The organism is Roseovarius salis, from assembly GCF_044472985.1.
In the GTDB taxonomy this organism is placed as follows: domain Bacteria; phylum Pseudomonadota; class Alphaproteobacteria; order Rhodobacterales; family Rhodobacteraceae; genus Roseovarius; species Roseovarius salis.
Window position 1 is genome coordinate 1 of sequence record NZ_JBISDG010000047.1, and the last position, 24,989, is coordinate 24,989.

Here is a 24,989-nt window from a genome sequence, read left to right on the forward strand (position 1 = left end):
ACCTTCTGCTCCTCGCGCACCTTCCAGTTGACGAATTCCTCGATGTGGCCGGCCTCGCGGGCAGCAGCCTGCGCCGCGGCGCGACCGTCGCGGTCGAGGCCTTCGGCCGGACCCGCGTTTTCACGGTCCCGTCCGCCCGGCTGGGCGAAGTGGCCGAGGTCGACCCCGAGGCCGCCCCCGACCTGCGCCTGCGCGACTTGCGCCATTCGCGGCTGAGCACCGTCCACGCGGGGGCCGAGGACGCCCCTGTGCTCACCGTCATGGGCGCGGATAGCGGGCTGACGCTGACGCTGGAATGCGCGGCCGACCAGTTGACCGCGTCGGATGCCGCAACCGTTCTTTCCGATTTCGCGGGCCGGATGGAGCAACCGCTCCGCCACCTGCTCTGACCCACGGAGGCCCACATGGATTTCACAGATCTCTACATCGACGGCAAATGGCAAAAGGGCGCGGGGGGCGATCGTTTCGACGTCATCAACCCCGCGACAGAAGAGGTGCTCGCCTCCGTCGCCTCGGCTGGCACCGGTGACGCGGACGCCGCGCTGGACGCGGCCGAGCGCGCGATGGCCGACTGGGCCGCGCGCACCCCGCGCCAGCGTTCCGAGGTTCTGCGCCGCGCATGGGAGCTGATGACCGACCGGCTCGATCATTTCGCGCATCTCATCACGCTGGAAAACGGCAAGGCCGGGGTGGATGCCCGGGGCGAGGCGGCCTATGCCGCCGAGTTCTTTCGCTGGTTCGCCGAGGAGGCCGTGCGCGCCGACGGGTTGATTACCCGCGCGCCGGCCAGCGGCGCCCGGATCGTGGTGCAGCACAAGCCCGCCGGCCTCGCCGTGCTGGTCACGCCGTGGAACTATCCCGCCGCCATGGGCACGCGCAAGATCGCCCCGGCGCTGGCCGCGGGGTGCGGCGTGGTGATCAAGCCCGCCTCCGAGACACCGCTGACGATGCTGGCGCTGATGCCGCTGCTGGAAGAGGCCGGCGTGCCGCCGGGGCTGGTCAACGTGCTCCCCTCCAAGCGCACCGGCGCGCTGGTCGATCACATGCTGCATGACCCCCGCGTGCGCGTGGTCAGCTTCACCGGCTCCACCGGCGTGGGGCGCAAGCTGCTGCAGTCCGCGGCCGACCAGGTGCTGAAGCCGGCGATGGAGCTGGGCGGCAACGCGCCCTGTATCGTGTTCGAGGATGCCGACATCGACACCGCGATCGAGGGCACCATGCTGGCCAAGATGCGCAACCTCGGCGAGGCGTGCACGGCGGCCAACAGGATCTACGTGCACGAGGACGTGGCCGAGGAGTTCACCCGCCGCCTGACCGGGCGCATGGCGGCGCTCAAGGTCGGGGACGGCACGGACCCCACCGTCGATGTCGGCCCGTTGGTGAATGCCGAGACCCGCGACAAGGTGGCCGAGTTCGTGGCCGATGCCGTCGCGAAGGGGGCAAAGGTGGAATGCGGCGGCGAGGCACCGGCGGGCAAGGGCTTCTACTATCCGCCCACGGTGCTGTCCGGCGTCAGCGAGGACGCGGCCTGCGTGCATGACGAGATCTTCGGCCCCGTGGCCGCGATCCAGACCTTCTCGGGCCAGGACGATGTGATCCGCCGCGCCAACGATACCGAGTACGGGCTGGTCGCCTACGTCTTTTCCCGCGACTTCAAGCGCGCGATGCAGGTCTGCGAGCGGCTGGATTACGGCATGGTGGGGCTCAACCGCGGACTGGTCAGCGACCCGGCCGCGCCCTTCGGCGGCACCAAGCAGTCGGGCCTCGGCCGCGAGGGCGGGCACGAGGGCATGCTGGAGTTCATGGAAACCCAGTACATCTCGGCCGACTGGTGAAGGAGACGGACATGTCCAACGTGATTGCCAGCCCGTCCGTGCGCAAGCGCGCGCTCGAGATGGGGATCGACCCTGAGGACCATGCCGCGAAGCTGGGGCGCAACAGCCTGACGCTCGACGATCTCGGGGGCGCGCAGGGCGGCGCGCCGGCGCCGGCGGGCGATACCGGGTATTGGGAGGTGGACCATTCCCTTTATGGCCCCGTGAGGGAGGAGCCGATGGGCCGGTTCGCGCGGGTGGCCGCAGCCAACCTCGCCGCCGCGCAGGCGCTGATCCCGGCTGTCACGCATCACGACCGCGCAGACATGCGCGCGATCGAGGCGCTGCGCGCAGAGCTCAAGCCCGAGGCGCGGGCGCGCGGCGTGAAGCTCACGGCGCTGGCCTTCCACGTCATGACGCTCGCGCGGTGCCTGCGCGAGTTTCCGCGCTTCAACGCGTCGTTGTCGCCTGACGGCGAGACGCTGATCCTCAAGGACTATGTTCACATCGGCATCGCCGTGGACACCGACCACGGTCTGATGGTGCCGGTAATCCGCGACGCCGACACCAAGGGGCTGTGGGCCCTCGCCGCCGAGATCGCCGATCTCGCCGCCCGCGCGCAGGCACGCAAGGTGGGCCCCGACGAGATGGGCGGCGGCTCGATGACGATCACCAACCTCGGCGGGATCGGCGGCAGCGGTTTCACCCCCATCGTCAACCCGCCCGAGGTGGCGATCCTCGGCCTCACGCGGACCGAGACGGTGCCGGTCTGGGATGGCGCGGAATGGCAGCCCGTGCCGATGGTGCCGCTCGATTTGAGCTACGATCACCGGGTGATCAACGGGGCCGACGCGGCGCGCTTCACCACCCGCTATGCTGCGCTGTTGTCCGATCCACGCCGCCTGATGCTCTGATGTGCCGGCGCGCCCCGCCAAGGGGCGCGCCTTTCCCGTCAGGATTTCGGTCGGGCGTTTTCCGGGTCATAGAGCGGTTTGTATCCGACGGCGGCCACCTTCACCGGGTAGCTCTCGTTGAAATACTCGATCGAAAGCTGCCGGCCCTCTTCGCAGTAACCGTGGGGCAGGTAAGCCAGCGCGATGTTCTTGCCCAGTGACGGCCCGAAGGCGATCGAGGTGGTGTAGGAGCGACGCCCCAGCTCGTCGACGAGCACGTCACCCGTTTCCGGGTCCGTGACCGGGCACGCGCCCACGGGATAGCGCGCCATGCCGCTGGAGTCGGTGTTGTCCTCCATCGTCAGGGTGCACAGATAGGCCGGCTGACGGTCCCGCGCGCGCTGTTCCAGATAGATCTCCTTGCCGAAGAAATCGGCCTCCTTGACCTTCGGGCGGGCCATGCCGGCCTCGACAAGGTTGTATTCCGTCAGCAGGTCGGCGTTCTGCAGCCGCAGGCTCTTTTCCAGTCGTCGGCTGTTGGCATAGGTCTCGATGCCCACGGGTGTCACGCCCTGCTCGTACAGCATGTCCCACAGCGGTAGGCCGTAGCTGAGCGGGAAGTGCAGCTCCCACCCCTGTTCGCCGACATACGAGATGCGGAAACCCGATACCGGCACGCCGCGCAGGGTGAAGTCGCGCGAGGCGGCGAAGGGGAAGTTCTCCTGCGTCAGCGCGTCGGGATCGTCGGCCAGTTTCTGCAACGTGGCGCGGGCGTTCGGCCCCCACACCCCGATGCAGCCCATGTGATCGGTGCGTTCCTCGATGTGCACGCTCCAGCCCTTGTCCTCGGCCATGCGCTGCATCCAGACCCGGTCGCGGTTGCCGGCATCGCCGCCGTCGATCACGCGGAAGCGGTCACCGGCCAGCCGCACGATGGTCAGGTCGGCACGCACGCCGCCCGCGCTGTCGAGGAAGTTGGTATAGACCCCCTTGCCCACGGGCGTGTCCCCGCCGATCTTGGCGACCGAGCAGTATTCCATCAGCGCCTCGGCGTCCGGTCCCGAGACATCGTAGATGGCGAAGTGGCACAGGTTCACCATGCCCACATTCTCCGACATCTCAAGATGCTCTGCGTTCGAGACCCGCCAGAAGTGCCGCGCGTCCCATTCATTGCCGCGTTCGGGAATGCGGTCGCCCCATTTCTCGAGCAGCGCGGCCTCGTTCGCGGCGTATCCATGGGCGCGTTCCCAGCCTGCCGCCTCCATGAAATAGCCACCAAGCTCGCGCTCGCGCAGGTTAAAGGGGCTCATGCGCAGGTTGCGGCCCATCGAGTAGGGCTCGCGGTTGTGTACCGCCGGGTTGTAGATCTTGAACGCTGTTTCGTAGCAGCGGTCGTGGATGTAGGAATCCGTTTTCTGGATCGGGTAATACCGGGTGACGTCGATGCCGTGGTGGTCGATCTCGGTGCGGCCGTCCGTCATCCAGTCGGCGATCACCTTGCCGGTGCCGGGCCCGTCCTTGATCCAGACGGATTCCCCGTACCAAAGGCCGCGCACCTCGGGTGACTCGCCAATCGAGGGGCCGCCGTCGGCGGTGACCTGAAGCAGACCGTTGAACGAGTGCTTTTCGTCGAAACCCAGCTCGCCAAGGATCGGGGTCAACTCCATCGCCCGTTCCAGCGGTTCCATCACCTGTTCCATCTCCAGGTCGTTCTGCGACGGTGACAGCCGCGCCTGGGCCTTTTCAAGGATATCGCGCGGGTGGACCATGCGGGGGTTCTTTTCCTCGTAATACCCCCATTCGATCTGCCCGCCCTCGGTGGTGGCCGGGTCGCCGGTGTCGCGCATGTAGGCCGAGTTGCCCTGGTCGCGCAGGAGCGGATAGCCGATCTCCTTGCCGGTGCCCGCGAACTGGTCGTAGGGTCCGAACCACAGCAGCGGATGCTCGACCGGCATGATGGGCAGGTCCTCGCCCGCCATCTCGGCGATCAGCCGGCCCCACAGCCCGGCACAGACCACCACGTGCGCCGTCTCGATGTAGCCGCGATGGGTTTCGACCCCGCGGATGCGTCCGTCGCGGATGTCCAGGCCGGTGGCGGGCGTGTTGGCAAAGGCCCTGAGCTTGCCCGTCTTCTCGGCCGCTTGAACGATCTCGCCCGTCACTGTCTGCGAACGGGGGATCACCAGCCCGGCATCGGGGTCCCACAGCGCGCCCTGGATCATGTCCTCCTCGATGAGGGGAAACTTCTCCTTCACCTCCTGCGGTGACACCAGCGAGATGTTGTTGCCGAAGGCGCGACCCAGGCTGACCTTGCGTCTCAGCTCGTCCATGCGCGCGTCGTCGCCCACGCGCGCGACCTCGAACCCGCCGATGCGGGCATAGCGACCCATACGTTCGTAGAAATCCACGCTGTAGCTGGTGGTGTAAATCGTCATCTGGTCATGCGCCGTGAGAAAGCAGAAGTCGGACGCATGAGAGGTCGACCCGATATCGGTCGGGATCGCGGACTTGTCGAGACCGACGATATTGTCCCATCCCCGTTCGATGAGGTGATGGGCGACAGAGGCCCCGACGATCCCGCCCTGACCGATGATGACTACGTTGGCGCTTGTGGGGAAACTGGACATCCGTGGCGTCTCCGGTGGAAGGCTGTCATTCGTGGTATCCGCCTGTTTCCGGCCCCTTTCCGGCACGATGCAGCCGCGCGGGGCACGGGCGGATTTCATCCCTAGGGAGTTGCATCGCAACGGCATTTCTGGCTGTCGTGAAAGCGACTTGGCGCGCCCCGTTGGCGACCGTGCGGCGCCCCGGCCCGTTGGTTGAGGCGGGCATGGTGCCAGCCCCCGTTGCCTGCCCGTCCCCCGCCGCGGTTACGTCCGGGCCGAAGGTGGGCAAAGCCACGAATCCCGGGCAGGTACCGCGAGGCCCGCCCGCCGCGCGGCGCGTGGGAACATCAAGGATCGCGATGTGCTGGCCGTATTCATCCACAACCGTGGCAGATGCTCTTGATCAACCGTGACAAGGCCGGGCAACGATCCCGTCTCCCGCCCCCGTGCGCTGGGCGTAGGGAAATGCGCGCTGCCGCCCCGGGCTTCCGTGCCCGCCCGGTTGGAGCACGGCGCATACGTCCCGCATGACCGCAAGCGCGCGGCGCCGCATGAAGCGCGCCAATCGCGTTGGTGCGGCACAGCCCCGTGCGGCTGGCGCCGGCCGGTCCGCCGCGCCGGGGAATCACCTGTCGCTGCCCGGCGCTGGCGGGCGGGTCAGTCCGGCTTCATTTCCTTGATCGCCTCGCTCACCCTCTCCTGCATGTCGGAGAACGCCTTTTCGTTGGCCTTTCGGGCGGTCTCTGCCATCTCCTGCATCAGCGCGAGCGATGTTTCTACAGCCTGCGCATAGGCCTCGCTGCTTTTCGTCATCGCCTCGGCGCTGCCAGAGGCCTCGACCTGGCTGGCGTATTCACGGGCGGCCTCTGTCATGCGGTTCCAGATTTCGGTCTGTTTCTCCAGCATGTCGCGGTAGGTTTCGGCTGCCGCCTTGTTGGCCTCGACCATCGCCTCGTAGTTGCGGCGGTTGCGTTCCAGAAGATCGGACATGTCCGGCGCGCTTGCCGGCAGCTGCCCAATGAACGTGGACGGGTCAAACATCTTGCCGATCTTCTCGGGATCGTAGAGCTTCAAGAACTCGGACATGTCGAACGGGTTCGACTTGTTGGATTTCGTCCCCTTGGCCATCGGTTAACTCCTTTCTGCTGCGTCGGGCGATGCGTCGGTTTCCGACCTTATGGCCGCATCCCGGCGGGAATCATCCACCCGATCGTAACCCCGAACGCGCCAAGGGCGAAATGCGCCAGGGCTTAGAGTGGTCATCGCGATGTCGAGCCGGTCGGTCGCGCGGGGCACGGCGACCGGCCCGGCCGGTTGCAGATCATGCCGAACGCCGGTGGCACGCGGGGGGCGCCCCCCGCGTCCGCAAGACCGTCGATGGGCCGCACCCGGTGCGGGCTCAGCCTCCGTACACGATTCCCGGCAGCCACGTGATGATCTGGGGAAACAGCATGCACATCGCCAGCCCGACCACCTGCAGGAACAGGAAGGGCAGGGCGGACTTGAAGATGTCGCTCATCGGGATCTCCGCCGGCGCGACGCCGCGCAAATAGAACAGCGCGTAGCCGAAGGGCGGCGAGAGGAAGCTCATCTGCATGTTCACCAGGTAGAGCACGCCGAACCACAACACCAGGTCACCGGGATCCTCCAGCCCGAACGCCTGTGCGCCAAGGGCCTTGACGATGGGCACGAAGATCGGCACCGCCAGCAGCAGGATCCCGACCCAGTCGAGGAACATGCCAAGCAGCACGAGGATGATCTGCATCAGGATCAGGATTCCCCATGGACCGAGCCCCAGGCCGGTCATGGTTTCCTCGACGAATTCCTGCCCGCCCTCGAGCACGTAAAGCCCGACGAAGATGGTCGCGCCGAACATGATCCAGATCACCATCGCGCTGGCCTTGAGCGTTGTCAGGCAGGCCTCGCGCACGGTGGGCCAATCAAGCTTGCGGTGTATGGCGGCGACGATGAACGCGCCGAAGGTGCCGATGCCCGCCGCCTCAACCGGTGTGGCGACGCCGGCGAAGATCACCCCGAGAACCACGACGATCAGAGAGATCGGCGCCGCCATGTTCCCCAGCAGGCGCAGCTTTTCCGCCGTGTCCACCCGTTCCTCGACCGGGATGGGCGGGCCCTTGGCCGGATCGGCATAGCACATGATGCTGACATAGAGGATATAGAGCCCCGACAGCATCAGCCCGGGCAGGACGGCGCCGATGAACAGCTCGCCCACCGACTGCTCGGCCACGACCGCGTAGATGATCGCGAGGATCGAGGGCGGGATGAGAATGCCCAGCGTACCGCCCGCCATGATCGAGCCCATTGCGATCTTGGGGCTGTAATGGCGCTTGAGCATGGCGGGCAGGGCGATGATGCCCATGGTCACCACCGCCGCGCCGATCACGCCCACCATCGCGGCGAGAATCGTCGAGGCGATGATCGTGGCAGAGGCGAGCCCGCCCTTCACGCCGCCAAGCAGCTTGTAGATGACGTCGAACATCTCGTTGATGATGCCCGCCCTCTCCAGCATGGCCGCGAGGAAGATGAACAGCGGGATCGCCGAGAGCTGGTAGTTCGTCATCAGCGGGAAAATGCGCGACGGCACGATGTTGAGCGTCTGCGCGTCCCCCAGGATGAACAGGAAGACGCAGGCAAGGCCCCCGGTGACGAAGGCCAGCGGCAACCCGGCCATCAGCAGCACCATGAGGCTGCCGAACATCATCAGGGTCAGCCATGCGATATCTATTTCAATTCCCATGTCTTACCCCGCCTGCAAGGATTGACGAACAGTGGCGATGTCGCGCGCCAGCTTGGCGATCCCCTGCAGGATCAGCAGCACGGCCCCCACGACGATGGCCCATTTGAACGGCCAGTAGGCGATGGTCCACTCGGAGAAGGACACTTCGTCCACGCGTGTCGCATCCATCGCGAATATCCAGCCTGTCACGAGCAGCGTGCCCGCGAAGATGAAAAAGAAGATCGAGGTGAACAGGTCGACCACCGCCTTCCTGAACGGCGACCATTCGGCGTAGAACACGTCGACCTTTACATGCGCGTCGGTCATCGCGGCGTAGGCGCCCGCGATCAGGTATTGCATGCCGAACATCAGGAACATGCCCTCGTGCACCCAGATCGTGGGCGAGTTGAAGACGTAGCGCGCAACCACCTCGAAGTAGTAGGCAAAGACGGCGATGACCGCCCAGTAGGCCACGAATTCGCCCGCGAAATAGGACAACCGGTCAATCGCCCCGGTCCACCCCGTCCCGATGTGGTCGTGATCGCGTTTCTCTGCGTCGTGCTCGTAGTCCTCGATGCGTTCTTCGGCCGGGTCGGTCTCCGCCGGCTGCTGCGCCAGTTCCGCGTTCGCCTTGCGCACCATGGCTGGCAACAACACCGCGTCAATGGCGATGAGCGCGCAGATCGCCATCAGCGCGTAAAACGCCATGTCCGACCACGTCTTGCGCGCCTGCGTGGCATCCTCCAGCGCGGGGCGGGCATCCTGAAGATCCGCGCGCGCCCGTTCCAGCCGCTCGGTATCGGCCACCAGGCTTTCCTCGGCCTTCTCCAGCTGCCGTTCGGCGCGGATCTCGGCAAAGGTGCCCTCCTCGGCCTCTTCCAGCGCGGCGCGCAGATCGGCGATCTTCTCGTCGGCGCCGGCGACCTTGGGTTCGAGCCGCTCGATCACGCGCTCGGCGCTGCTGACGGCGTTGGCGGCCTGGCTCTGCACTTCGCGGGCGTCGCGCCCCTGCGCGTTGCAGAACAGGATGGCAAAGAAGATCGGCAGGTAGACCAGCCCCCACAGGTTGCGCAAGTAGAGCCGGTGCAGGCCGAGAAGCCCGCCCGTGACGAGGATCAGGTATCCTATCGGGACGGAGTATCCGGTCGTCTTGGTGCGCCGCGCCATGAACATGGCAAACAGCGGAAAGACCAGCAGACCGCCCCAGTAGAGCCAGTGCGGGAGGATGAAGTCTATACTAGGCATGGGGTATCCGGAACAGCAGCAGCCTGAAATCGCACCCCCGCCGGTGATGGCGGGGGTGCCTTTGGGTTCAAGGTTACATGGTGTGGATCAGAGATCCAGCTCCTGGCCCTCGACCATGTCCGGCGTCACGTAGCCGAGCGAGCCGGACATCATGTAATCCAGCTGGGTCTTGAAGACGCGCGCGGCGTTCTTGTCGCGGTTGGCGTACTTGTACCAGATCGGCACGGCGACCTCGGTCATGATCTCCACGTCGGTCTGGCTGAGGCGCGTGACCTCGGTCCCGTCGGCCATGAACTTCTCCCAGGCCTCCTGGTCGGCCTTCTGGATGGCCGCGTGGTGCTGGTCGGAATAGGTGTGCACCTCCATTTCGACGAACTGCTTCATCTCGTCGGACAGTGCGTTCCAGCTTTCCATGCCCACGGTCAGGTCCATGATGTCCACCGGTTGATAGACCGACATGAAGCCCGGAGGGCCCATCGAGATGTAGTCGGTGACCTGGCTGAAGCCGAGCGCGTAGTTCACCGCCGGGCCCACGTAGTCGGCCACGTCGATGGTGCCCTTCTCCAGCGCCGGGAAGATTTCCGAGCCCGGCAGCAGCGTCGTCTTGGCGCCGAGCGCCGAGAACAGTTCGGCCACCATGCCGCCCGGGGCGCGCATCTTGCGGCCGGCGAAGTCGTCGACCGAGCGGATCGGCACCTTGGAGTGGATGATGTTGGGCCCGTGATGAATCGGCCCGACGAAATACATGCCCTGCTCGGCATAAAGCTCGCGTGCCATCTCCAGCCCGCCGAGCCCGTAGTAGAAGGTGTCGAACTCGTGCGGGTTGCGCAGGCCCAGCGGATAGCTGGTCAGGAACATCGCCGCGGGAATGATTCCCTGCGCATAGATCGTGAACGGGTTCACCGCGTCCAGCACGCCGTTCTTGACCGCGTCGTAAAGCTGGAAGTCGCCCACGACGTCCTTGGCCCCGAAGGGCTCGAAGGCCAGCTCACCGCCGGTTTTCTCGACGATGGAGTTTGCCCAGTCCTTGAAGATCTGCAGCCCGATTCCCCCCGGCCACGAGGTCTGGATCTTCCAGGTTGTCGTTTGTCCCTGCGCCGTCGCGATCGACGGGGCGGCAAGCCCGGTCGCCCCGGCCGTGGCAATCCCGCTCAACGCGGCGCGGCGTGTCATAAGTTTGTTGGTCATGGTCTCCTCCCGATTGCTGGTTTCTGCGGTCGTGCTCGATAAGCCGTTATATTCCCCCGCTTGGTATTGATACGCGGAACCATACTCATTTCATTGAATTGGTAAAAGGATTTTTCCAATTCGTCTTTTCCCGGCGTAACGGGCCGCGGTGCAAGGCCCTTGCCGGGATCAGCCGGTGGCCCTCTGCTTGGTCGTATCATCCCGGTTTGCAGGTCGGTCAGCGGGCGCCAGCGTCACGCCCGGCCACGACCCCGAGGGCGGCAATGACGGCCAGCGCCGGGGGCATGGCCGCGGCCCCGCCACTGAGGAAAAAGAGCGTGACGGAACTCTGCGCAAGCCATGCAAGCGGCACCAGCAACAAAAGGGCGCGGTATCTGCCCGTGCATGCCAGAAACGGCAGCCCGATGCTGGCGACGGCCGTGGGGTCGGGCGCGACGGCCATGATCTCGGCCCCCGCGAGTGTGCGGCCCTGCACGACCGCGAGCCACGGATAAACCGCCGCGCCGGCCAGCACGAAGCCGAGGCCCGCCGCTTTGTGCAGAGGGGCGGGCCGCTCTTCGGTCGGCGCGCGAACGGCCAGTATCGTGCACAGCGCCGCCTGAACCACGAAGGCGGGGGCGGCATACACCATCGCCCAGTTGATGAGCGCGTAGCGATGCCAGACGAAATGCCAGCCGACCGACACCCACGCCAGCGCCAGCAGCACGGCAAGGACACGCAGGCCGGCCCGCGGGCGGCGTGTGGACCAGATCACGGCGCCGACGGCTGCAACGGGCGCGATCAGGGGCAGGGGCCACAAGGCGGTGTTCTCCAGCACGAACATCCGCCAGTAGACCCTTTCCGAGAAAAGAAGCAGGTCACCCGGCGCGTAAGAGAGCCATGTGCTTGTCAAAGGCTTTCGAAATGGCTGACGATGCGCCGCCGCATATCGGCATCCGGCAGCGGTCCGCGTGCGGCTGCCTTGTTCTCCCGCAGATGTGCAACCCGGGTGGTTGCAGGGATCGCGACGGTCAGGGCCGGGTGCGAGATGATGAACTTCAGCAAGAGCTGCGGCCACGTCCCGGCATCGAGATCGCCGCCGATACCGGGCAGCGGCCGCCCCTGCAGCGCCCGGGGCAGGGCGCCGCGCCGAAAGGGACGGTTGGCGATGACGGCGATGCCCTTTTCGCGCGCCAGCGGCAGAAGCCGGCGCTCCGCCGCGCGGTCGGCGAGATTGTAGGTCAGCTGCACGAAATCGACCGGGTGATCGGTCATCAGCCGCTCCAGCAGGTCGTGACGCCGGCCGTGAGAGGTGGTCAGCCCGACATGGCGCAACTGGCCGTCCTGCTTCATGCCGAACAGCGTTTCCAGATGCGCCTCCCACGAGACGAGGTTGTGCACCTGCAACAGGTCGAAGGTCTCGACGCCCCAGGCGGTGCGCGTTTGCTCGATCTGTGCGGGCCCTCTGCCGGCGCTCCGTGTCCACACCTTGTCGGTCGAAAAGACCGTTGAGGGATGACCCAGCTTGCGCAGCCCGTACCCGATCGTGTCCTGTGATGACCCATACATGGGCGAGGAATCGATCATGCCGCCACCTTCCTCGACGAATGCCGCGATCACGTCGGCGCAGGAGTCGAGCAGAACCGGGTCGCTACCCACGTTGAATGTGATCCAGCTGCCCAGGCCGATCGCGGGCACTCGCGCCCCGCTAGAGGGGATGGTAGAGGGGATGGTGCGCAGCGTATCGGCCGAAGCCGGCGCCGCGCCGGGCACGGCAAGCGCCGCCGCCGTCCCAAGCACCATCGCGCGTCTCGTCAGTGGCATCGCCGCTCGTCCCGCTGCTGTCCTTTCCCCGTGGGGTGGTGATGTGTTTCAAACCCTCTTGCCTAGCCGTCGGGATGGCATCGCCCCGCTGCACCTGCCCATGCAACATGGGGCTGTCGCGCGCCGCGGCAATACCGCGCGACGGGCACCGGCCCCGTCAGGCCGCAGGTTGCAGCACCGTGACGGCCTTTGGATGGTGCCATGCACGACGGCCCGGCGGGCGGGGTGGCCGGCGGCATGGGCGCGCTCATGAGTCCAGCACCACCAGTTCGGGCCGGAACGCCAGCGGGCGGCTGGCCCCGTCCTCTTTGAAAAGCAGCGTGTCGATGTAGTAGGTGATGCCGGACATGCGCGGCGCAAAGAACTGGCTCTCGAAATTCACGATCGTGCCGGGGGCGAGGACACGATCCGTGTCGGTGTCGCTCATTTCATAGACGTAGTTCCCGACCCAGTCGGGCGGGAATGCCAGCCCCAGCTCGTAGCCGCCAACCCAGCCGGCATCGCTCCAGATGCCCACATCCTCGTAGTAGGCGCGCGTGGCCGACACCAGTTCCGCCACTGGCAGGCCGGGCCGCAGTATGCTGTCGATCACGTCGAAAACGCCCGAGGAAAGGTTGTGGTAGTCCAGGACGTCATTCGGCGGATCGCCGACGTAAAACGACCGTCCCGCGTTGGCGTGATATCGGTTGTAGACCCCGCTGATGTCCAGATTGACCTGCTCGCCCGGCTGGATCCTTCTGCGGCCTGCCATGGCGTGGCCGCAATTGGCCTTGAGTCCCGAGTTTACGGGCAGCGTGATCGCAGGTGTCTCGCCGCCGGCCTTGCCCATGGCATGCAGCATCTCCGCCTGAATGTCGAGTTCGGTGGCGCCCGGCCGGATCGCGGCCTTTGCCGCCTCAAGCCCCGTATCGGTGATCTCGGCGGCCTTTTCCAGATAGGCGATCTCGGCGGGCGACTTGATCCAGCGCACGTTTCGCAGGATGTCGCTGCCATCCGTCACCGTCATGCCGGCCTGCTCGAAGGATCGCTGAAAGCGATGGCTGATGGCTGGGTTCGGGCGGTAGCTGTGGAACTCCATCCCCACCGTCCCGCCCGAAAGCCAGCCTTCTGCCTTGAGCTCCTCGATGATGAAGCCGAGCCCGTCACGGCGCCCGTCCATCGGAAAGACGCGAATGTCCTTCGCACAGGTCACGTAGCGGCACATGATGGCTTCGCTGGGGGTGTCGAAAAGGATGAAATCGTCCCTGTCGCGATGGATCGCGATGCCGCTTGTTGCGGGCCATGATTTCGGGCTCTGGGCCTGATACCAGATGCACTTGTACCCGCTGACGTAATACAGGCTTTCGGGCGCCATCAGCCACAGGACATCCAGCCCTTGCGCGTCCATGGCGTTGCGAATGCGGGTCAGCCGCTCGGCGAATTCCGTCTCGGTGAACGGCAGGTCCATCTCCGGCTGGCAGGCCCTGAAGACGAGGTCGCGGTTCTCTCCCATGGCGATGTGTCCTCCGTTGGTCGGCGCGGGGGTCAGGCGGTGCCGGGCACCGCCGGCGGGTCGAACGGCGTGTCGTCGAGGAAACGCCGTAGCACGTTGCGGGACAGGCGCGCCACGTTGTTGTCGTAGCCATTGTGCGGCAGGCTGCCGGCCCATGCTATCGACCCAACCGAGAACACGGCGCCCCCGCCCGAAGTTTCGAAAAACGTCATGTCCGCCCGGACAAGCGGGTTCTGTACCCCGTCCATGGCGGGGTAGTGAAACCCGATCTCGTCAGGGCAGATCAGCGTGTTCAGGGAATGGCCTTCGGACCGTGCCACGACCAGCGCGTGGGCGGGTGTGCCCATCATCGGATCGGTGGCGTCGATCTCGGCCCCGCTGGCGCCGCCGCCCACGAGCCCGAAATTTCCGATGATCTCGTCCTCGGCGATGCCGTCGAATATGAACGCCGCGCGGGAGTCGCGGCTTTCGGCGGTGCGCCGGAAATGGCCCGAGCTGTCGAAGCCGCAGGCGATCGTGCCCACGCCCACCAGGGCCTGAGGCGGCAGGCCGAGGCGCCGCCATAGCCCGCCATACTCGCCCGTCAGTTCGAGGTAATACTCGCCCGGCTCCTCGTCACGGTAGCGTATCCCGTCCTCGGCGCGGCGCAGTTCGATCACGCCCGGGAAGTTGTCCGACATCGCGCAGCGCCAGATGAAGCCGTTGCCGCCGAGATAAATCAGCCGCCCGCCATCCGAAACGTGGCAATGCAGGGCCTCGATCATCGGGGTGGTATGGTATTCGGGATGCGTGCCCGTCAGCACCGCGGTGTACGGCGCGAGCGCCGAGGCGCCCTCGCGGTGCAGGTCCTCGTCCGTCAGCACGTCGTAATCGGCCCCGATCGCGTCCAGCCATCCAAGGATGTGCGTATCCGCGTTGAAGCTCCAGCACGGGGTGCCCGGCGCCATGTTCAGGATGGGCCGCAGGCGCGAGGAAAAGCGCACGCCGCTCCCGTCGGAATGCGTGTCATAGGTCGAAAGGCCGAATTCCGGGTGTTCCTGCAGGAACACGTCCGTCTTTTCCATCGTGGTCCAGAACGATTCGGTCACCTCGGCGAAGCGTTCGTGGAACATCCAGTGATAGTTGGCATAGGCCATGTAGGTTGCCGTCGAGGCGAGGAATACCAGCTTTGCCCGGGCCGCCCCCTTGGCGGGGCGCACGAAAAACGTGACGTAGGACTGGTCGCCGCCGGCGCGCAGCCGCACCGCGTATGCGCCGCTGGGCAGGTCGGCCGGGATGTCGTAGGCAAAGCTCGTCTCCCATCCCGCATCGTACAGGTCGTCATCGTGAAAGTGGATCGCCCCGTATTCCCGCGGCGCATGGCGGAAACTCTGTTCGCGGCCGGTCCAGTTGTGGCCCTTGCAGCCGCGCGACGGCAGGTTGACCGTGCGCCCGTGCAATCCGTTGGGGCCGATGTCGTGGATCTCGTCGGTCCCGATCCCCAGCGAGAAATCCCATGCCCCGACGACATCCCCGCCCGACGCGGCGGCGTCATCGCCGGCCAATGACAGCACGTCCGCCTCGCCGAGCACGTTCGCACTCAAACGCGGGCGGTCGATCTTGCCGTTGAAATTCGCGGATGAGCCCGGCCGTCCCCCCGGCAACGTGCAGGGGAAGGCCGCGAAAACGAGTTCGCCGTCGGCGGGGGCGTGGGCACCGCGGCCGTCCTGCGTCCCGCCTGCCAGCTTTTCCAGCGTGCCACCGGCCGGGTGCTGGCGTATGCTCATTCGGCCTGTATCGGCGTCGTAAGAGGCAGACAGCAGATACCACCGGCGCTCGGCGAGCGGCACGCCCGTTGTCACCTCGTTGACGCCGCCCTTGCCGTCACCCAGCCGAAAGGCAGCGGCCCCCGACGCGTCAAGCAGCATCGCAAAGCCTGCCGCGGGAACGTCCCGCCATCGTGTGACGATGCCCTGTTCGCCCTTGCCCGGCGTTGTCGGAAAAACCCATGCCTGCACCGTGAAGCTTTCGAGCGCGTCCAGCACGGGCGCACCCGGAACCTTGGCGCAGGACCCGGCATCGATGGGCTGAAGCCCGCCCTCGTGCATGCCGTTGATCGGGGCGTCGATCTCTTCTTCGCGAAACAGGCCCAGAGACGGGTCGTTGTTCCCACATATGACGCGCACCAGCGTGGCCTCGAAACGCTTGGGTCCGTAGGTGCTGATCTTGAAGTTGACCGTTCCGCCCGCGATCGCGCTCCAGTCGTCGCAGTATCCCAGCACCTTCTTCATGGCCGGGGCCCGCTGCCATCGGATTCGCCGATGTCCTGCCCTGTCACCGTGTGCCAGCGTCTCTTGAAGACTTCCCAGACGGCCTCCGCGTAGTCGTCGAACACCCGTTCTTGGAAAATCTCGACCGGCGCGCCCCTTTCCGACGGCAGGCGGGCAAGAACCCATTCCTGTCCCCGTCTCGTGCATACCAGCACGTGCCGGTCGGCAAGCGGCATCATTTTCAGGCGGTTGACGACAAGCGACAGCTCCGGACCGTAGGGACCAAGAGGGTTCCGCCTGAACTCCTCGACCAGATCGTGCCTTGCCGGGTCGATTTCGTACATGGTCCATCCTTGCACGAGGTTGCGGGCCTGCGGGAGGCCTCGGGACCGGACGCTACATCACGATTTGGCATCTGTCATGCCCTGTCTGCGCCTGGCCGCGTGCGGCAACCCGTGTGCGGTTATGCCCGGCCACGGGGCGGTTGCCGCGGTCTATCTGCCGGCGTCGGTCGTCACGCCGCGGCGGCGCAGGATTCTTTGCAGGCTGCGCCGATGCATGTTGAGCAGACGGGCCGTTTCCGTCACGTTGGAATTGGCGTCCTCGTAGACGTGCCGGATATGTTCCCAGCGGGCGTCCTCGGGCGGTATGGGGGCGTCGGGTGCGGGCGGCGGTTGGTTTTCAGGTGCCATCAGGGCATCGAGGATCTCGTTCGCCGTCGCGGGCTTGGCGATGTAGTCGATCGCGCCGATTCGCGCGGCGGCCACGGCTGTCGGGATGTCGCCGTAGCCCGTCAGGATCACGCAGCGCGCCCCGGGCTTGCGGGTTTCGAGCCAGTGCACCACGTCCAGCCCGCTTCCATCCTCCAGCCTCAGGTCGATGATGGCATAGTCCGGCGGCGTGGCGGCGATCTGCTCGCGCGCCTCGGTCGCGCCGCTTGCCGTTTTCACGGTGAAGCCGCGGCGATGCATCGCCTTGGCCAGCCGCGTGCGCAGAGCTTCGTCGTCCTCCACGACAAGAAGGGTGCCGTCTGTCATCGCGGTATCCATGTCCACCTGGTTCGTCTGTCTTACGCGCGGCGATGCGCGGCGGATCGCAAGCGTGACGTTCTGCCGCGCATCGCCGGCCGGGTTGCGTGACGCCCCGCTCTCACGCCGCTGCAAGACGCAGCAGCACGCCGGCCGCGCCAGCGATATGACCAAGCGTCAGCGCCACAGAGATGCCGTGAAGAACCTTGAAACGGGTCTTGGCACCCGTGTCGCTGGCCGCGTTGATGGCCGGCATCAGACCCTGACGGGCAACAACCGTCGTTGCGGCGACCGCGACCAGCACGGCCGCCGAGAGGGGGTCTTTGGACGCCGCGAGGATGGCGGCCACGGCGGATGTCACGAACACGAAGAGATAGAACCGCGGAAACGCTCGGCGGATGAGACGGCCCGCCTCCTCGGCCGGCAGGGCGCCGAAGACAAAGGCGGCGAAGCCGAAGGCATAGAGCGTCATGCCACCGAACAGCAGCGCCGTGACGAGCAGGGCGGTTTCCAGCATCATGAGCGCACCGGTTTGACGGCGCATCCCATGTAGATGACGGCCCGTGTCGGGACCGGCCCGAACACCAGGTCGCCCCGGCGGTCGATGCCCCGAGGGCCCAGCCCCTTGGTCGGGCCGGGCACCATCCCCGCCGCGGCCAGCCGCTCCTTCAGCTCGGCGGGCTTTATGAACAGGGCCGGGTCATGCGTGCCTCGCGGCAACAGCCGCAGCCATGTCTCGGCCGCCGTGATCGTGGCGAAACGGGACAGCGGGTTGCGGTTGATCGTGTCATACAGGAAATAACCGCCGGGGCGCAGCACACGCCCGACCTCGTCCAGCACCCGGCCAAGCTCGGCAACATGTTCCAGCACGTCGACGCATACGACCGCGTCGAAACTGTCGTCCGCGTAGGGTAGCGCCTCGCCGATACCCACGTCGTACCGGATATCCAGCCCGGCCTGCCGTGCGTGCGCCTGCGCAGCGTCGATTGCCCGCTCGGCCGGGTCGATTCCCGTCACGCTGGCACCCTCTTGCGCCAGCCGCTCTGCCATGAACCCGCCCGCGCATCCGAGGTCCAGCACCTCCTGTCCGGGCCATTCCACGTGCCGGTCGAACCATCGCAACCGTCCGGGAACGAGGTTTTTCAGCGTGCGCACCCAGCGGATATCGTCACTCCACCAGTGTTGCGCCGCGCCGTCGTATATCGTCAGGTCGTTGCGGGTCGCTTCAGCCATCGGCGGGCCTCCTTCTAAGGCGTGGGAAAACGTAAGGGACGCGTGCGCGATAGGCGGCGAACCTTTCGCCGTGAATCCGGTGAAGCCGCCGCTCCTTCAGGCGGGGGGCGGTCAGGCAGTAGGCGGTGAATGCCAGCGCGAGCGCGAGTTGATCGGGCGTCCACACCGGAACGGTCCACAGCGTCAGCGCGAAGGCCACGTAGACAGGCTGCCGGATCACCCGGAACAGCCCCGTCGTCGGCATGTCGGGGAATACAGGCCGGATACCCTGTGCCAGAGACATCCAGCCAAGCGCGCCGGATTGAACCTCGGCCCCGGCGTCGAGACTCGCCTTGACCAGCATGAGCCATGACAGCGCGTAAAGCGTGCAGGTGATGGCAAACGCCGCACCGTCTGCCTGCCACCAGACGATCCCGCTGGGCGTCCAGCAGGTGAACAGCAACAACAATTGCGCGGAGGCGATGATGGCGTATGTCGTGGTGGCCAGCGTCCTGCCGTGCGGGGGCGGCGACAGGCGCCCCAGCACGCGACGGCCGCGGTCACCCAGCAGGAAGGAATGCGCCAGCGGGAACTGCAGGATCAGCAGCGCGTTGACGGGCAGGTGCCACGGCGCGGGCACCGTCCCCAGCCCTGCGCTCATGCCCACGAACATGCCCGCGATCATGGCCGCGACTGCCGCCGCGAACAGGACGTGGCAGACCAGCCCGTAGAGGACGGCAAGGGCCAGCACGCGCCCCCGGGCCGGGGTAAGGACTACACCGCGCGCCAGTGCCCAGAGCCTGCGAAGCTGAAAGTGCGGTGCCGTTGCCATGCGCGGGGTTGTAGGGCGCGGGGTGGGGTGCGCCACCCGTTCTGACAATGCGTCGCACGGGCGGCGGCATCGTCACCCTTCGGCAGGGGCCGCCGCCACGGGCGGGGCGCCTTGTGCCGGGGGTGCCCCGGTCCGGCGACGGGGTAAGCACGGTGATCCCTCGTTGCGTATCGTGCGCTTCGTGACCGCGATTGACAACAATGGACAATTATGTCCACTGTTCGAAATCACGGGCGGCCAGCGATGGGCGCTGTACGCCATTCAACGGGAGGACAAAGCATGTTCCTAAGGAAAATCATGACGCTGGGCGCCACGGTGGCGATGCTGGCCGTGGCACCAGCCTGGGCGCAAACCGAGCTCAAGCTCGCCACTGATTCCGGCGCCAAGGGCTCGCCCTCGGGCAACGCGCTCGACCGCTGGGCGGAGCTGATCGAGGAGGGCACCGGCGGCGACGTGCAGGTCGACGTGTTCTACCAGAACGAGCTGGGCAGCCAGGCCGAGGTCTTCGACCTGTTCGTCGCGGGCGACATCGACATGATGATCAACTGGCCGATCACCGCCTACGATGAACGGCTCGGTGTCCTGTTCACGCCCTACATGGTCACCAGCTGGGAAGAGGCGTTCGAGGCCTACAAGCCCGGCGGCTGGGTCAACGACATGCTGGTTGGCATTTACGACGACCTGGGGCTGAAGTTCTTCGGCCCGTGGCCCGAAGGTTTCAACGGCATCGCGTCGGCGGACAAGTACGCGATGACCGAGGAGGAGGCCGCCGATCTCAAGATCCGCGTGCCGGCCATGTTCCCGATGGCCGAGTCGGTTCAGGCGCTCGGCTACCAGACCGCGACCATCGACTGGTCGGAGGTCTTCACCGCGATCCAGACTGGCGTTGTCGATGGCGACGGCGCGAACATCATTTACTGGGATTACGAGTACTTCCGCGATGTTCTGGACTACTACAACCAGACCAAGATGCAGTTCGTGACCGGCGTTATCGCCATGAACAACCAGTCCTGGGAGAGCCTGCCCGAAGAACACCAGGAGGTCGTGCGCGACGCCGCGCTGGTCGTGATGGAAGAAGCGTTCGAGCAGGCGCAGGAGCGCGACCAGTACTACATCGATCAGGCCAAGAAGGCGGGCATGGAATACATCGAGCCCTCCGAGGAGCAGCTTGCCGAGATGGCCAAGAAGGTTCGCGCCGAGGTCTGGCCGATGATGGAAGAACGCATCGGCAGCGAAATCATGGACACGATCCGTGAAAATGCCAGCGACCTCTGAGCCGCATTCCACCACGACCCGCGTGGGCGGGGTCATCGCGGTCACGCTAGACGTGATCGGGGTGGCCACGTCCGCCGTCGTGGTGGGTCTGATGTTCTTTCTCGTCGTTGCCCGCTACCTGCTCGGGCTGTCGGTGGTCGGGCTGCACGAGCTGATCATGCTGGCGGCCGTCGCGCTCTACATGACGGGGGCTGTCATCGCCTCGCGCAAGCGCGAGCACCTCACGGTCGACTGGATCGCGGGCAACATCGTCAATCCGCGCACCAAGGCGGCGCACGACCTGCTGATCGCGGTGCTGACAATCGTGGTGACCTGCTTTTTCATGGTCTGGGCCTACTACATGTTCACCTGGGGCATGAAGCGGCCGCAGACGACGCCGGCGTACCAGATCCCGCTGTGGATTCCCCAGTTCGCCATCGGCGCGGCCGCCGTGGGGTGCTGCGCCTATGCCATCCGGGACGCGGTGCAGGCCCTGCTCCGTCTCAAACGACGCTGAGTTCACGGAAAAAGACGCATGTATGCCCTGATCGCCCTACCGCTCCTCATCATCCTGATGGGGCTTGGACTCCCTGTCGCGTGGTCGTTCGCCGGCGTGCTCGCCTACCTGACATGGGTGTACGACGCGAACCTCAACACCCTGATGCTGCAGGGGTTCCGATCGCTCAATTCCGTTGTGCTCGTGGCGCTGCCCCTTTTCATCCTGACCGGCTACCTTATGCAGTCGGGCGGCATCGCGCAGCGGATCATCGCCTTCGTCAGCCGTATCGCCACGGGCCGCGGCGGAATGGGCACGGCCATGGTGCTGTCGTCCAGCGTGTTCGGCGCCATCTCGGGCACGGCCACCGCGGCGATCGCGTCGATCGGCTCGATCATGACGGACCCGCTGGCCGAGCGGGGCTATCCCCGCGGGCGCATCGCCGCGCTTCTGGGTATCTCGTCCCTGCTGGGCATCCTGATCCCGCCCTCGATCACGATGATCCTGTTCGCCGTGGTCACCCGCCAGTCCGTGGCGGCCTGCTTCGCGGCCACCATCGGGCCCGCGATCATCCTGATCATCGGCCTCATCCTCTATAACCGGTTCCTCGTGGGGCGGGCCTTCGACGAGACCGCACAGGACGAGGCGCCGGAGGAAAGCTTCGGCCGCGTCACGCTCAAGGCGCTGCCGGCGTTGTCGCTGCCGCTCATCATCCTCGGCGGGATTTACGGCGGCGTCTTCACCCCGACCGAGGCCGCGGCCGTTGCCGCCGTTGCCGCGCTGGTGGTCGGCGGCGTGATCTACCGCGAATTCACCTGGGGCACTCTTGGCCGCAGCGTGGTCAGCGCGGCCGAGACGACCGGCTCGATCATCCTCATCCTGCTGTTTTCCTTCATGATCTCGCGTATCCTGTCCTTCGAGCGGATCCCGCAGGACATGACCGAGGCGATCCAGTCCGTCATCGGCAACCCGATCGCGGCGCTGTTGGTGGTCAACCTCGTGCTGATCGTGGCTGGCGCGCTGATGGACGATGTCTCGGTCACGGTCGTCATCGCGCCGCTGTTCCTGCCGCTGGTGGTCGCCAACGGCGTCGATCCGGTGCATTATGCGGCCATCGTGGCGACCTCGGTCGTCATCGGTGCGAACAGCCCGCCGGTGGCGCCGACGCTGTTCCTGTCATGCAAGATTTGCAGGGTGCCGATCCTGCAAGCGGTGATGCCGGCGGTTGGCCTCATGGGCTTCGTGGCGCTGCCGGTCATGCTGCTTACGACGTTCTGGCCGGATCTGTCGCTGACGATCCCCCGCCTGCTTGACCTGATGTAGAGGGGGCTGTCCGGGGTCACGCCCCGGACAGACGCCCAAGGCGCGCCCAGACCTCCGCCATGTCGGGGCGTGGCACCCAGACGCGGACGGCCGTGCCATGGGCGCGCGCCACGAGGCAGGGCTTGTCGGCAAACAGCGTCATGGCAGAGGGAGAGCCCCCCTGTGCAGACATGCAGCTGCACAGTAGCGTTGCGTCGTCATCGCCCTCGATCTGGATCGGCACATACAGGTCGTCCGCCGGGCTGAGCGCAAAGTTCCCGTGCCAGCCCGGCGCGGTGCCGAGTGGCTCGGGCGTGCAGAGAAGCGCCCGGTCCCGGGCGATGCGCAGGGCGTAGTGCCCCGACCCGGGCAAGGTGTCGAGCAGCCCGATCATCGCCGCGCCCGGCGCGAGCGTGGAGATCGCGGCGTCGAGGTTTCCCGATATTACGGCCGCCCTCGCGGGGGCGAGGCACCGCACGGCAACGCCGGGTCCCTCGATGCTGTCGCCGGCCTCGGGCGCGGGGTTGGTCCAGTCGCGTTCACGCATGCAGCCTCTCCCATTCTGGATCGAGCGCGCAGGCCGTGCAGACCCGGGCGCGGGTCGTTTCACCCATGTGGAACACGCCGACCTCCTGCCCGGCCAGCGCCCGCCCGCCTTCCAGCAGGGCAAGCGCAACCGGCCGGTTCAGCGTCGGGCTGAAATAGCTGGACGTCACGAACCCCAGCGAGCGCCGCGCCCCCTCGGGCGGCACAAGGTGCGCGCCGGTGGGCAGGGGCGTGTCACCCGCGGTCTCAAGCCCGACGAGTTGGCGGCGGTCGTCGCGGTTGGCCTCGGGGGTGAAAAGCGCGCGGCGGCCGAGATACTCGTCGGTGCGCTTGTCCCGGGGGCCCGTCCAGCCGAGGTCGTGTGGCATGGTCAGCCCGTCGGTGTCCTTGCCGACGAGGATGAACCCCTTTTCCGCCCGCAGGATCATGACGGCCTCCATCCCGATCCAGCGGCCGTCCACCTCTGCGCGCGCCGCGTCGAGCGCGGCGTGCAGCGCGGCGCCGTGCCGGGCGGCGACCGTCAGCTCGTAGGACCGGTCGCCGGTAAAGCTGACCCGCGCGACCCGCAGGGCGTGTCCGTTCCACGTGGTTTCCGTTACCGACATGTGGGGCATCGTGGCATCGTCGAGGACCGCCTCGGGTATGCCTGCCGCGCGCAGCAGGCCGCGCGCTGCGGGGCCGGTGACCGTGAGGGTGACAAAGCCTGCGGTCACGTCATGGACGTAGCTTTGGCGGGGGTCGAAGATGTCCTGCCGCGCCTCCTCCAGCATCATCCGCACGCTGGCGGCGTGCGAGGACGAGGCCGACACGATGAACCGGTCCTCGGCAAGGCGGAATACCACGCCGTCGTCGTGCACGATGCCCGTTTCGTTGAGCATGAACCCGTAACGCGCCCGCCCCGGTTTGAGGGTCGAAAGGCGCACGTAGCCGCAGTAATCCAGCAGTTCCGCCGCGCCGGGGCCGATGACCTCGATCTTGCCCAGCGGTGAGGCGTCGTAGAGGCCGGCGGCCGCGCGCGCGGTGCGCGCTTCCTCCTGCGCGCGCTCGGCTTCTTCCCCGTCCCCGTAGGCCGAGGGGCGCAGCCATCCGCCGTATTCGCGGAATGCCGCACCCTGCGTCCTGTGCAGCGTCTCCAGCGACAGCCGTCGCGGCGCGTTGAACAGCTCGCCCCGCCTCGGGCCGGCGATCACGCCCAAGGGCACGGGCGAAAAGGGCGGGCGGTAGGTCGTGGTCCCGGTCTGGGGGATGCTCTGCCCCGTCAGCGTGGCCATGGCCGCCAGCCCCGCGAAATTGGCACTGCGTCCCTGATCGGTGGCCATGCCCAGCGTCGTGTAACGCTTGAGGTGCTCGACCGAGCGATAGCCCTCCTGCGCGGCGATCCTCACGTCCTTCAGCGTCACGTCGTTCTGGGGGTCCACCCATTGCCGCCCGGGCAGGGCCGGGTCGGGGCGCATGGCGGTCATGTGCCAGTCGCCGGAGGCGGCCTGCGGGGGCGTGCCGGTGCCACCACCGGCCGCGTGCCCCTCCTCCAGCGCGCGGGCGAGGCCGAGGCTGCCATTGGCCGCCCCGGCCACATGCAGGGGCGACGTCCCGGGCCGTGGCACCAGCGCGTCCGCGGCGTCGTTCCAGTCCAGCTTACCGCCCGCCTGGCAATGCAGGTGGACCGATGGCGTATACCCGCCGGAGACGAGGATCGTGTCGGCCTCGATCCAGCGGCCCGCGACCTCTGCCGCCGAGACGGATTGTCGGCCCCTTGCACGGGTGACCCGGGCGTTGGCCAGCGCGTTCACGCTTTCGGGGGCCATGGGCGGCTTGTCGCGCGCATCCGCCACGGTCACGTCGCATCCTGCCTGCGCCAGCGCGGCGGCGACCGGGTAGCTCGCGTCGTTGCCGGTGGCCAGCAGGATGCGCCGCCCCGCCACCGCCCCGTACAGCTGCAGGTAATGCAGGGCCGCTTCGGCCGACATGATCCCGGGCAGGTCGTTGTTGGCGAACCACAGCGGCCGCTCGATGGCGCCGGCGGCCAGCACGGTTTCGCGCGCGCGTATGCGCCAGTGCCGGTCGGGCGCCTCGGCGCGCCGCTCCCACGCCGCGAACATGCCGTGATCGAACGCGCCCCACAGCGTCGTGCCGGTCAGCACCCGCCCGCCCGCGGCCGTCACGGCCGCTGCCGTGTCATGGCCGAAGTCGCGCCAGTTGCTGCCCTCGATATCGCCACCGCGCCAGCGCAGGCTACCGCCGATCTCGTCGGCCTCGTCCACCAGCCAGACCTCGCGTCCGGCCCGCGCGGCC

General features: G+C 66.8%; 21 protein-coding genes and 1 pseudogene. 6 read left to right on the forward strand and 16 right to left on the reverse strand.

What is annotated here, in order from left to right:
• From ACH13J_RS15875 to ACH13J_RS15885, 3 genes and pseudogenes are all read left to right on the forward strand, one after another.
• Positions 1-389 (forward strand): annotated as a pseudogene (locus ACH13J_RS15875) (biotin/lipoyl-containing protein); the annotation flags it as partial.
• A gap of 15 nt (positions 390-404) precedes the next feature.
• Positions 405-1,835, forward strand: coding sequence for an NAD-dependent succinate-semialdehyde dehydrogenase (locus tag ACH13J_RS15880; protein WP_397544321.1), 1,431 nt, complete (start codon positions 405-407; stop codon positions 1,833-1,835).
• 11 nt (positions 1,836-1,846) lie between these two features.
• Positions 1,847-2,728, forward strand: coding sequence for a 2-oxo acid dehydrogenase subunit E2 (locus ACH13J_RS15885; protein WP_397544322.1), 882 nt, complete (start codon positions 1,847-1,849; stop codon positions 2,726-2,728).
• Positions 2,729-2,766: 38 nt separating this feature from the next.
• On the opposite strand, the gene ACH13J_RS15890 is transcribed toward ACH13J_RS15885, so the two are convergent.
• The 14 genes from ACH13J_RS15890 to ACH13J_RS15955 all read right to left on the reverse strand — a co-directional run bounded on the left by ACH13J_RS15890 (position 2,767) and on the right by ACH13J_RS15955 (position 19,099).
• A complete protein-coding gene (locus ACH13J_RS15890; RefSeq protein WP_397544323.1) occupies positions 2,767-5,334 on the reverse strand; it encodes an FAD-dependent oxidoreductase in 2,568 nt (855 codons plus the stop codon).
• Positions 5,335-5,970: 636 nt separating this feature from the next.
• Positions 5,971-6,441, reverse strand: coding sequence for a phasin family protein (locus ACH13J_RS15895; protein ID WP_397544324.1), 471 nt, complete (start codon positions 6,439-6,441; stop codon positions 5,971-5,973).
• A gap of 271 nt (positions 6,442-6,712) precedes the next feature.
• Positions 6,713-8,071 carry a TRAP transporter large permease subunit gene (locus ACH13J_RS15900; protein WP_397544325.1) on the reverse strand — a complete coding sequence of 453 codons (1,359 nt, stop codon included), beginning with the start codon at positions 8,069-8,071 and terminating at the stop codon, positions 6,713-6,715.
• A gap of 3 nt (positions 8,072-8,074) precedes the next feature.
• Entirely contained in the window at positions 8,075-9,295 is a 1,221-nt protein-coding gene (locus tag ACH13J_RS15905) for a TRAP transporter small permease subunit (protein ID WP_397544326.1), read from the reverse strand.
• A gap of 87 nt (positions 9,296-9,382) precedes the next feature.
• Positions 9,383-10,483, reverse strand: a complete 1,101-nt coding sequence (gene dctP / locus ACH13J_RS15910; RefSeq protein WP_397544327.1) for a TRAP transporter substrate-binding protein DctP — start codon at positions 10,481-10,483, stop codon at positions 9,383-9,385.
• A 217-nt stretch (positions 10,484-10,700) separates the two neighbouring features.
• Positions 10,701-11,375, reverse strand: a complete 675-nt coding sequence (locus ACH13J_RS15915) for a DUF6064 family protein (RefSeq protein WP_397544328.1) — start codon at positions 11,373-11,375, stop codon at positions 10,701-10,703.
• Positions 11,372-12,286, reverse strand: a complete 915-nt coding sequence (locus tag ACH13J_RS15920; protein WP_397544329.1) for an aldo/keto reductase — start codon at positions 12,284-12,286, stop codon at positions 11,372-11,374. The genes ACH13J_RS15915 and ACH13J_RS15920 overlap by 4 nt, the downstream gene beginning before the upstream one ends.
• Positions 12,287-12,533: 247 nt before the next feature.
• A complete protein-coding gene (locus tag ACH13J_RS15925) occupies positions 12,534-13,778 on the reverse strand; it encodes a M24 family metallopeptidase (protein ID WP_397544330.1) in 1,245 nt (414 codons plus the stop codon).
• Between the two features lie 32 nt (positions 13,779-13,810).
• Positions 13,811-16,048 carry a N,N-dimethylformamidase beta subunit family domain-containing protein gene (locus ACH13J_RS15930; protein ID WP_397544331.1) on the reverse strand — a complete coding sequence of 746 codons (2,238 nt, stop codon included), beginning with the start codon at positions 16,046-16,048 and terminating at the stop codon, positions 13,811-13,813.
• The gene (locus tag ACH13J_RS15935; RefSeq protein WP_397544332.1) at positions 16,045-16,371 is read right to left on the reverse strand and encodes a hypothetical protein; all 327 of its coding nucleotides are present in this window, start codon (positions 16,369-16,371) and stop codon (positions 16,045-16,047) included. The genes ACH13J_RS15930 and ACH13J_RS15935 overlap by 4 nt, the downstream gene beginning before the upstream one ends.
• A gap of 150 nt (positions 16,372-16,521) precedes the next feature.
• Positions 16,522-17,064, reverse strand: a complete 543-nt coding sequence (locus ACH13J_RS15940; RefSeq protein ID WP_397544333.1) for a response regulator — start codon at positions 17,062-17,064, stop codon at positions 16,522-16,524.
• 112 nt (positions 17,065-17,176) lie between these two features.
• Positions 17,177-17,575 (reverse strand): DUF4149 domain-containing protein, encoded by a 399-nt coding sequence (locus tag ACH13J_RS15945; protein WP_397544334.1) that lies wholly within the window; start codon positions 17,573-17,575, stop codon positions 17,177-17,179.
• Positions 17,572-18,288, reverse strand: a complete 717-nt coding sequence (gene ubiG / locus ACH13J_RS15950) for a bifunctional 2-polyprenyl-6-hydroxyphenol methylase/3-demethylubiquinol 3-O-methyltransferase UbiG (RefSeq protein WP_397544335.1) — start codon at positions 18,286-18,288, stop codon at positions 17,572-17,574. Before ubiG ends, ACH13J_RS15945 begins: the two co-directional genes overlap by 4 nt.
• The gene (locus ACH13J_RS15955) at positions 18,281-19,099 is read right to left on the reverse strand and encodes a methyltransferase family protein (RefSeq protein ID WP_397544336.1); all 819 of its coding nucleotides are present in this window, start codon (positions 19,097-19,099) and stop codon (positions 18,281-18,283) included. The genes ubiG and ACH13J_RS15955 overlap by 8 nt, the downstream gene beginning before the upstream one ends.
• 279 nt (positions 19,100-19,378) lie before the next feature.
• Between ACH13J_RS15955 and dctP (ACH13J_RS15960) the strand changes: the two genes are divergently transcribed.
• From dctP (ACH13J_RS15960) to ACH13J_RS15970, 3 genes are read left to right on the forward strand one after another with little or no spacing between them, the layout of a single operon-like run.
• Positions 19,379-20,374 (forward strand): TRAP transporter substrate-binding protein DctP, encoded by a 996-nt coding sequence (gene dctP, locus ACH13J_RS15960; protein ID WP_397544337.1) that lies wholly within the window; start codon positions 19,379-19,381, stop codon positions 20,372-20,374.
• The gene (locus ACH13J_RS15965; RefSeq protein WP_397544338.1) at positions 20,358-20,870 is read left to right on the forward strand and encodes a TRAP transporter small permease subunit; all 513 of its coding nucleotides are present in this window, start codon (positions 20,358-20,360) and stop codon (positions 20,868-20,870) included. Before dctP (ACH13J_RS15960) ends, ACH13J_RS15965 begins: the two co-directional genes overlap by 17 nt.
• An 18-nt stretch (positions 20,871-20,888) precedes the next feature.
• Entirely contained in the window at positions 20,889-22,172 is a 1,284-nt protein-coding gene (locus tag ACH13J_RS15970; RefSeq protein ID WP_397544339.1) for a TRAP transporter large permease subunit, read from the forward strand.
• A 16-nt stretch (positions 22,173-22,188) separates the two neighbouring features.
• Here the strand turns inward: ACH13J_RS15970 and ACH13J_RS15975 are convergent, their stop codons facing one another.
• Positions 22,189-22,698, reverse strand: a complete 510-nt coding sequence (locus ACH13J_RS15975; protein WP_397544340.1) for a hypothetical protein — start codon at positions 22,696-22,698, stop codon at positions 22,189-22,191.
• Positions 22,691-24,989, reverse strand: a 2,299-nt coding sequence (locus ACH13J_RS15980; RefSeq protein ID WP_397544341.1) for a glycine cleavage T C-terminal barrel domain-containing protein, incomplete at its 5' end; no start/stop codon positions are given. The genes ACH13J_RS15980 and ACH13J_RS15975, both read right to left, overlap by 8 nt.

What these genes read in the sequence shown, in the direction of transcription:
- ACH13J_RS15970 (WP_397544339.1), top strand. Translation starts at nt 20,889, where the DNA reads ATGTATGCCCTGATCGCCCTACCGCTCCTCATCATCCTGATGGGGCTT.
- ACH13J_RS15930 (WP_397544331.1), bottom strand. Translation starts at nt 16,048, where the DNA reads ATGAAGAAGGTGCTGGGATACTGCGACGACTGGAGCGCGATCGCGGGC.
- ACH13J_RS15925 (WP_397544330.1), bottom strand. Translation starts at nt 13,778, where the DNA reads ATGGGAGAGAACCGCGACCTCGTCTTCAGGGCCTGCCAGCCGGAGATG.
- ACH13J_RS15885 (WP_397544322.1), top strand. Translation starts at nt 1,847, where the DNA reads ATGTCCAACGTGATTGCCAGCCCGTCCGTGCGCAAGCGCGCGCTCGAG.
- ACH13J_RS15890 (WP_397544323.1), bottom strand. Translation starts at nt 5,334, where the DNA reads ATGTCCAGTTTCCCCACAAGCGCCAACGTAGTCATCATCGGTCAGGGC.
- ACH13J_RS15975 (WP_397544340.1), bottom strand. Translation starts at nt 22,698, where the DNA reads ATGCGTGAACGCGACTGGACCAACCCCGCGCCCGAGGCCGGCGACAGC.
- ACH13J_RS15900 (WP_397544325.1), bottom strand. Translation starts at nt 8,071, where the DNA reads ATGGGAATTGAAATAGATATCGCATGGCTGACCCTGATGATGTTCGGC.
- dctP (WP_397544327.1), bottom strand. Translation starts at nt 10,483, where the DNA reads ATGACCAACAAACTTATGACACGCCGCGCCGCGTTGAGCGGGATTGCC.
- ACH13J_RS15895 (WP_397544324.1), bottom strand. Translation starts at nt 6,441, where the DNA reads ATGGCCAAGGGGACGAAATCCAACAAGTCGAACCCGTTCGACATGTCC.
- ACH13J_RS15920 (WP_397544329.1), bottom strand. Translation starts at nt 12,286, where the DNA reads ATGCCACTGACGAGACGCGCGATGGTGCTTGGGACGGCGGCGGCGCTT.
- ACH13J_RS15880 (WP_397544321.1), top strand. Translation starts at nt 405, where the DNA reads ATGGATTTCACAGATCTCTACATCGACGGCAAATGGCAAAAGGGCGCG.
- ubiG (WP_397544335.1), bottom strand. Translation starts at nt 18,288, where the DNA reads ATGGCTGAAGCGACCCGCAACGACCTGACGATATACGACGGCGCGGCG.
- ACH13J_RS15905 (WP_397544326.1), bottom strand. Translation starts at nt 9,295, where the DNA reads ATGCCTAGTATAGACTTCATCCTCCCGCACTGGCTCTACTGGGGCGGT.
- dctP (WP_397544337.1), top strand. Translation starts at nt 19,379, where the DNA reads ATGTTCCTAAGGAAAATCATGACGCTGGGCGCCACGGTGGCGATGCTG.
- ACH13J_RS15945 (WP_397544334.1), bottom strand. Translation starts at nt 17,575, where the DNA reads ATGATGCTGGAAACCGCCCTGCTCGTCACGGCGCTGCTGTTCGGTGGC.
- ACH13J_RS15940 (WP_397544333.1), bottom strand. Translation starts at nt 17,064, where the DNA reads ATGACAGACGGCACCCTTCTTGTCGTGGAGGACGACGAAGCTCTGCGC.
- ACH13J_RS15935 (WP_397544332.1), bottom strand. Translation starts at nt 16,371, where the DNA reads ATGTACGAAATCGACCCGGCAAGGCACGATCTGGTCGAGGAGTTCAGG.
- ACH13J_RS15965 (WP_397544338.1), top strand. Translation starts at nt 20,358, where the DNA reads ATGCCAGCGACCTCTGAGCCGCATTCCACCACGACCCGCGTGGGCGGG.
- ACH13J_RS15955 (WP_397544336.1), bottom strand. Translation starts at nt 19,099, where the DNA reads ATGGCAACGGCACCGCACTTTCAGCTTCGCAGGCTCTGGGCACTGGCG.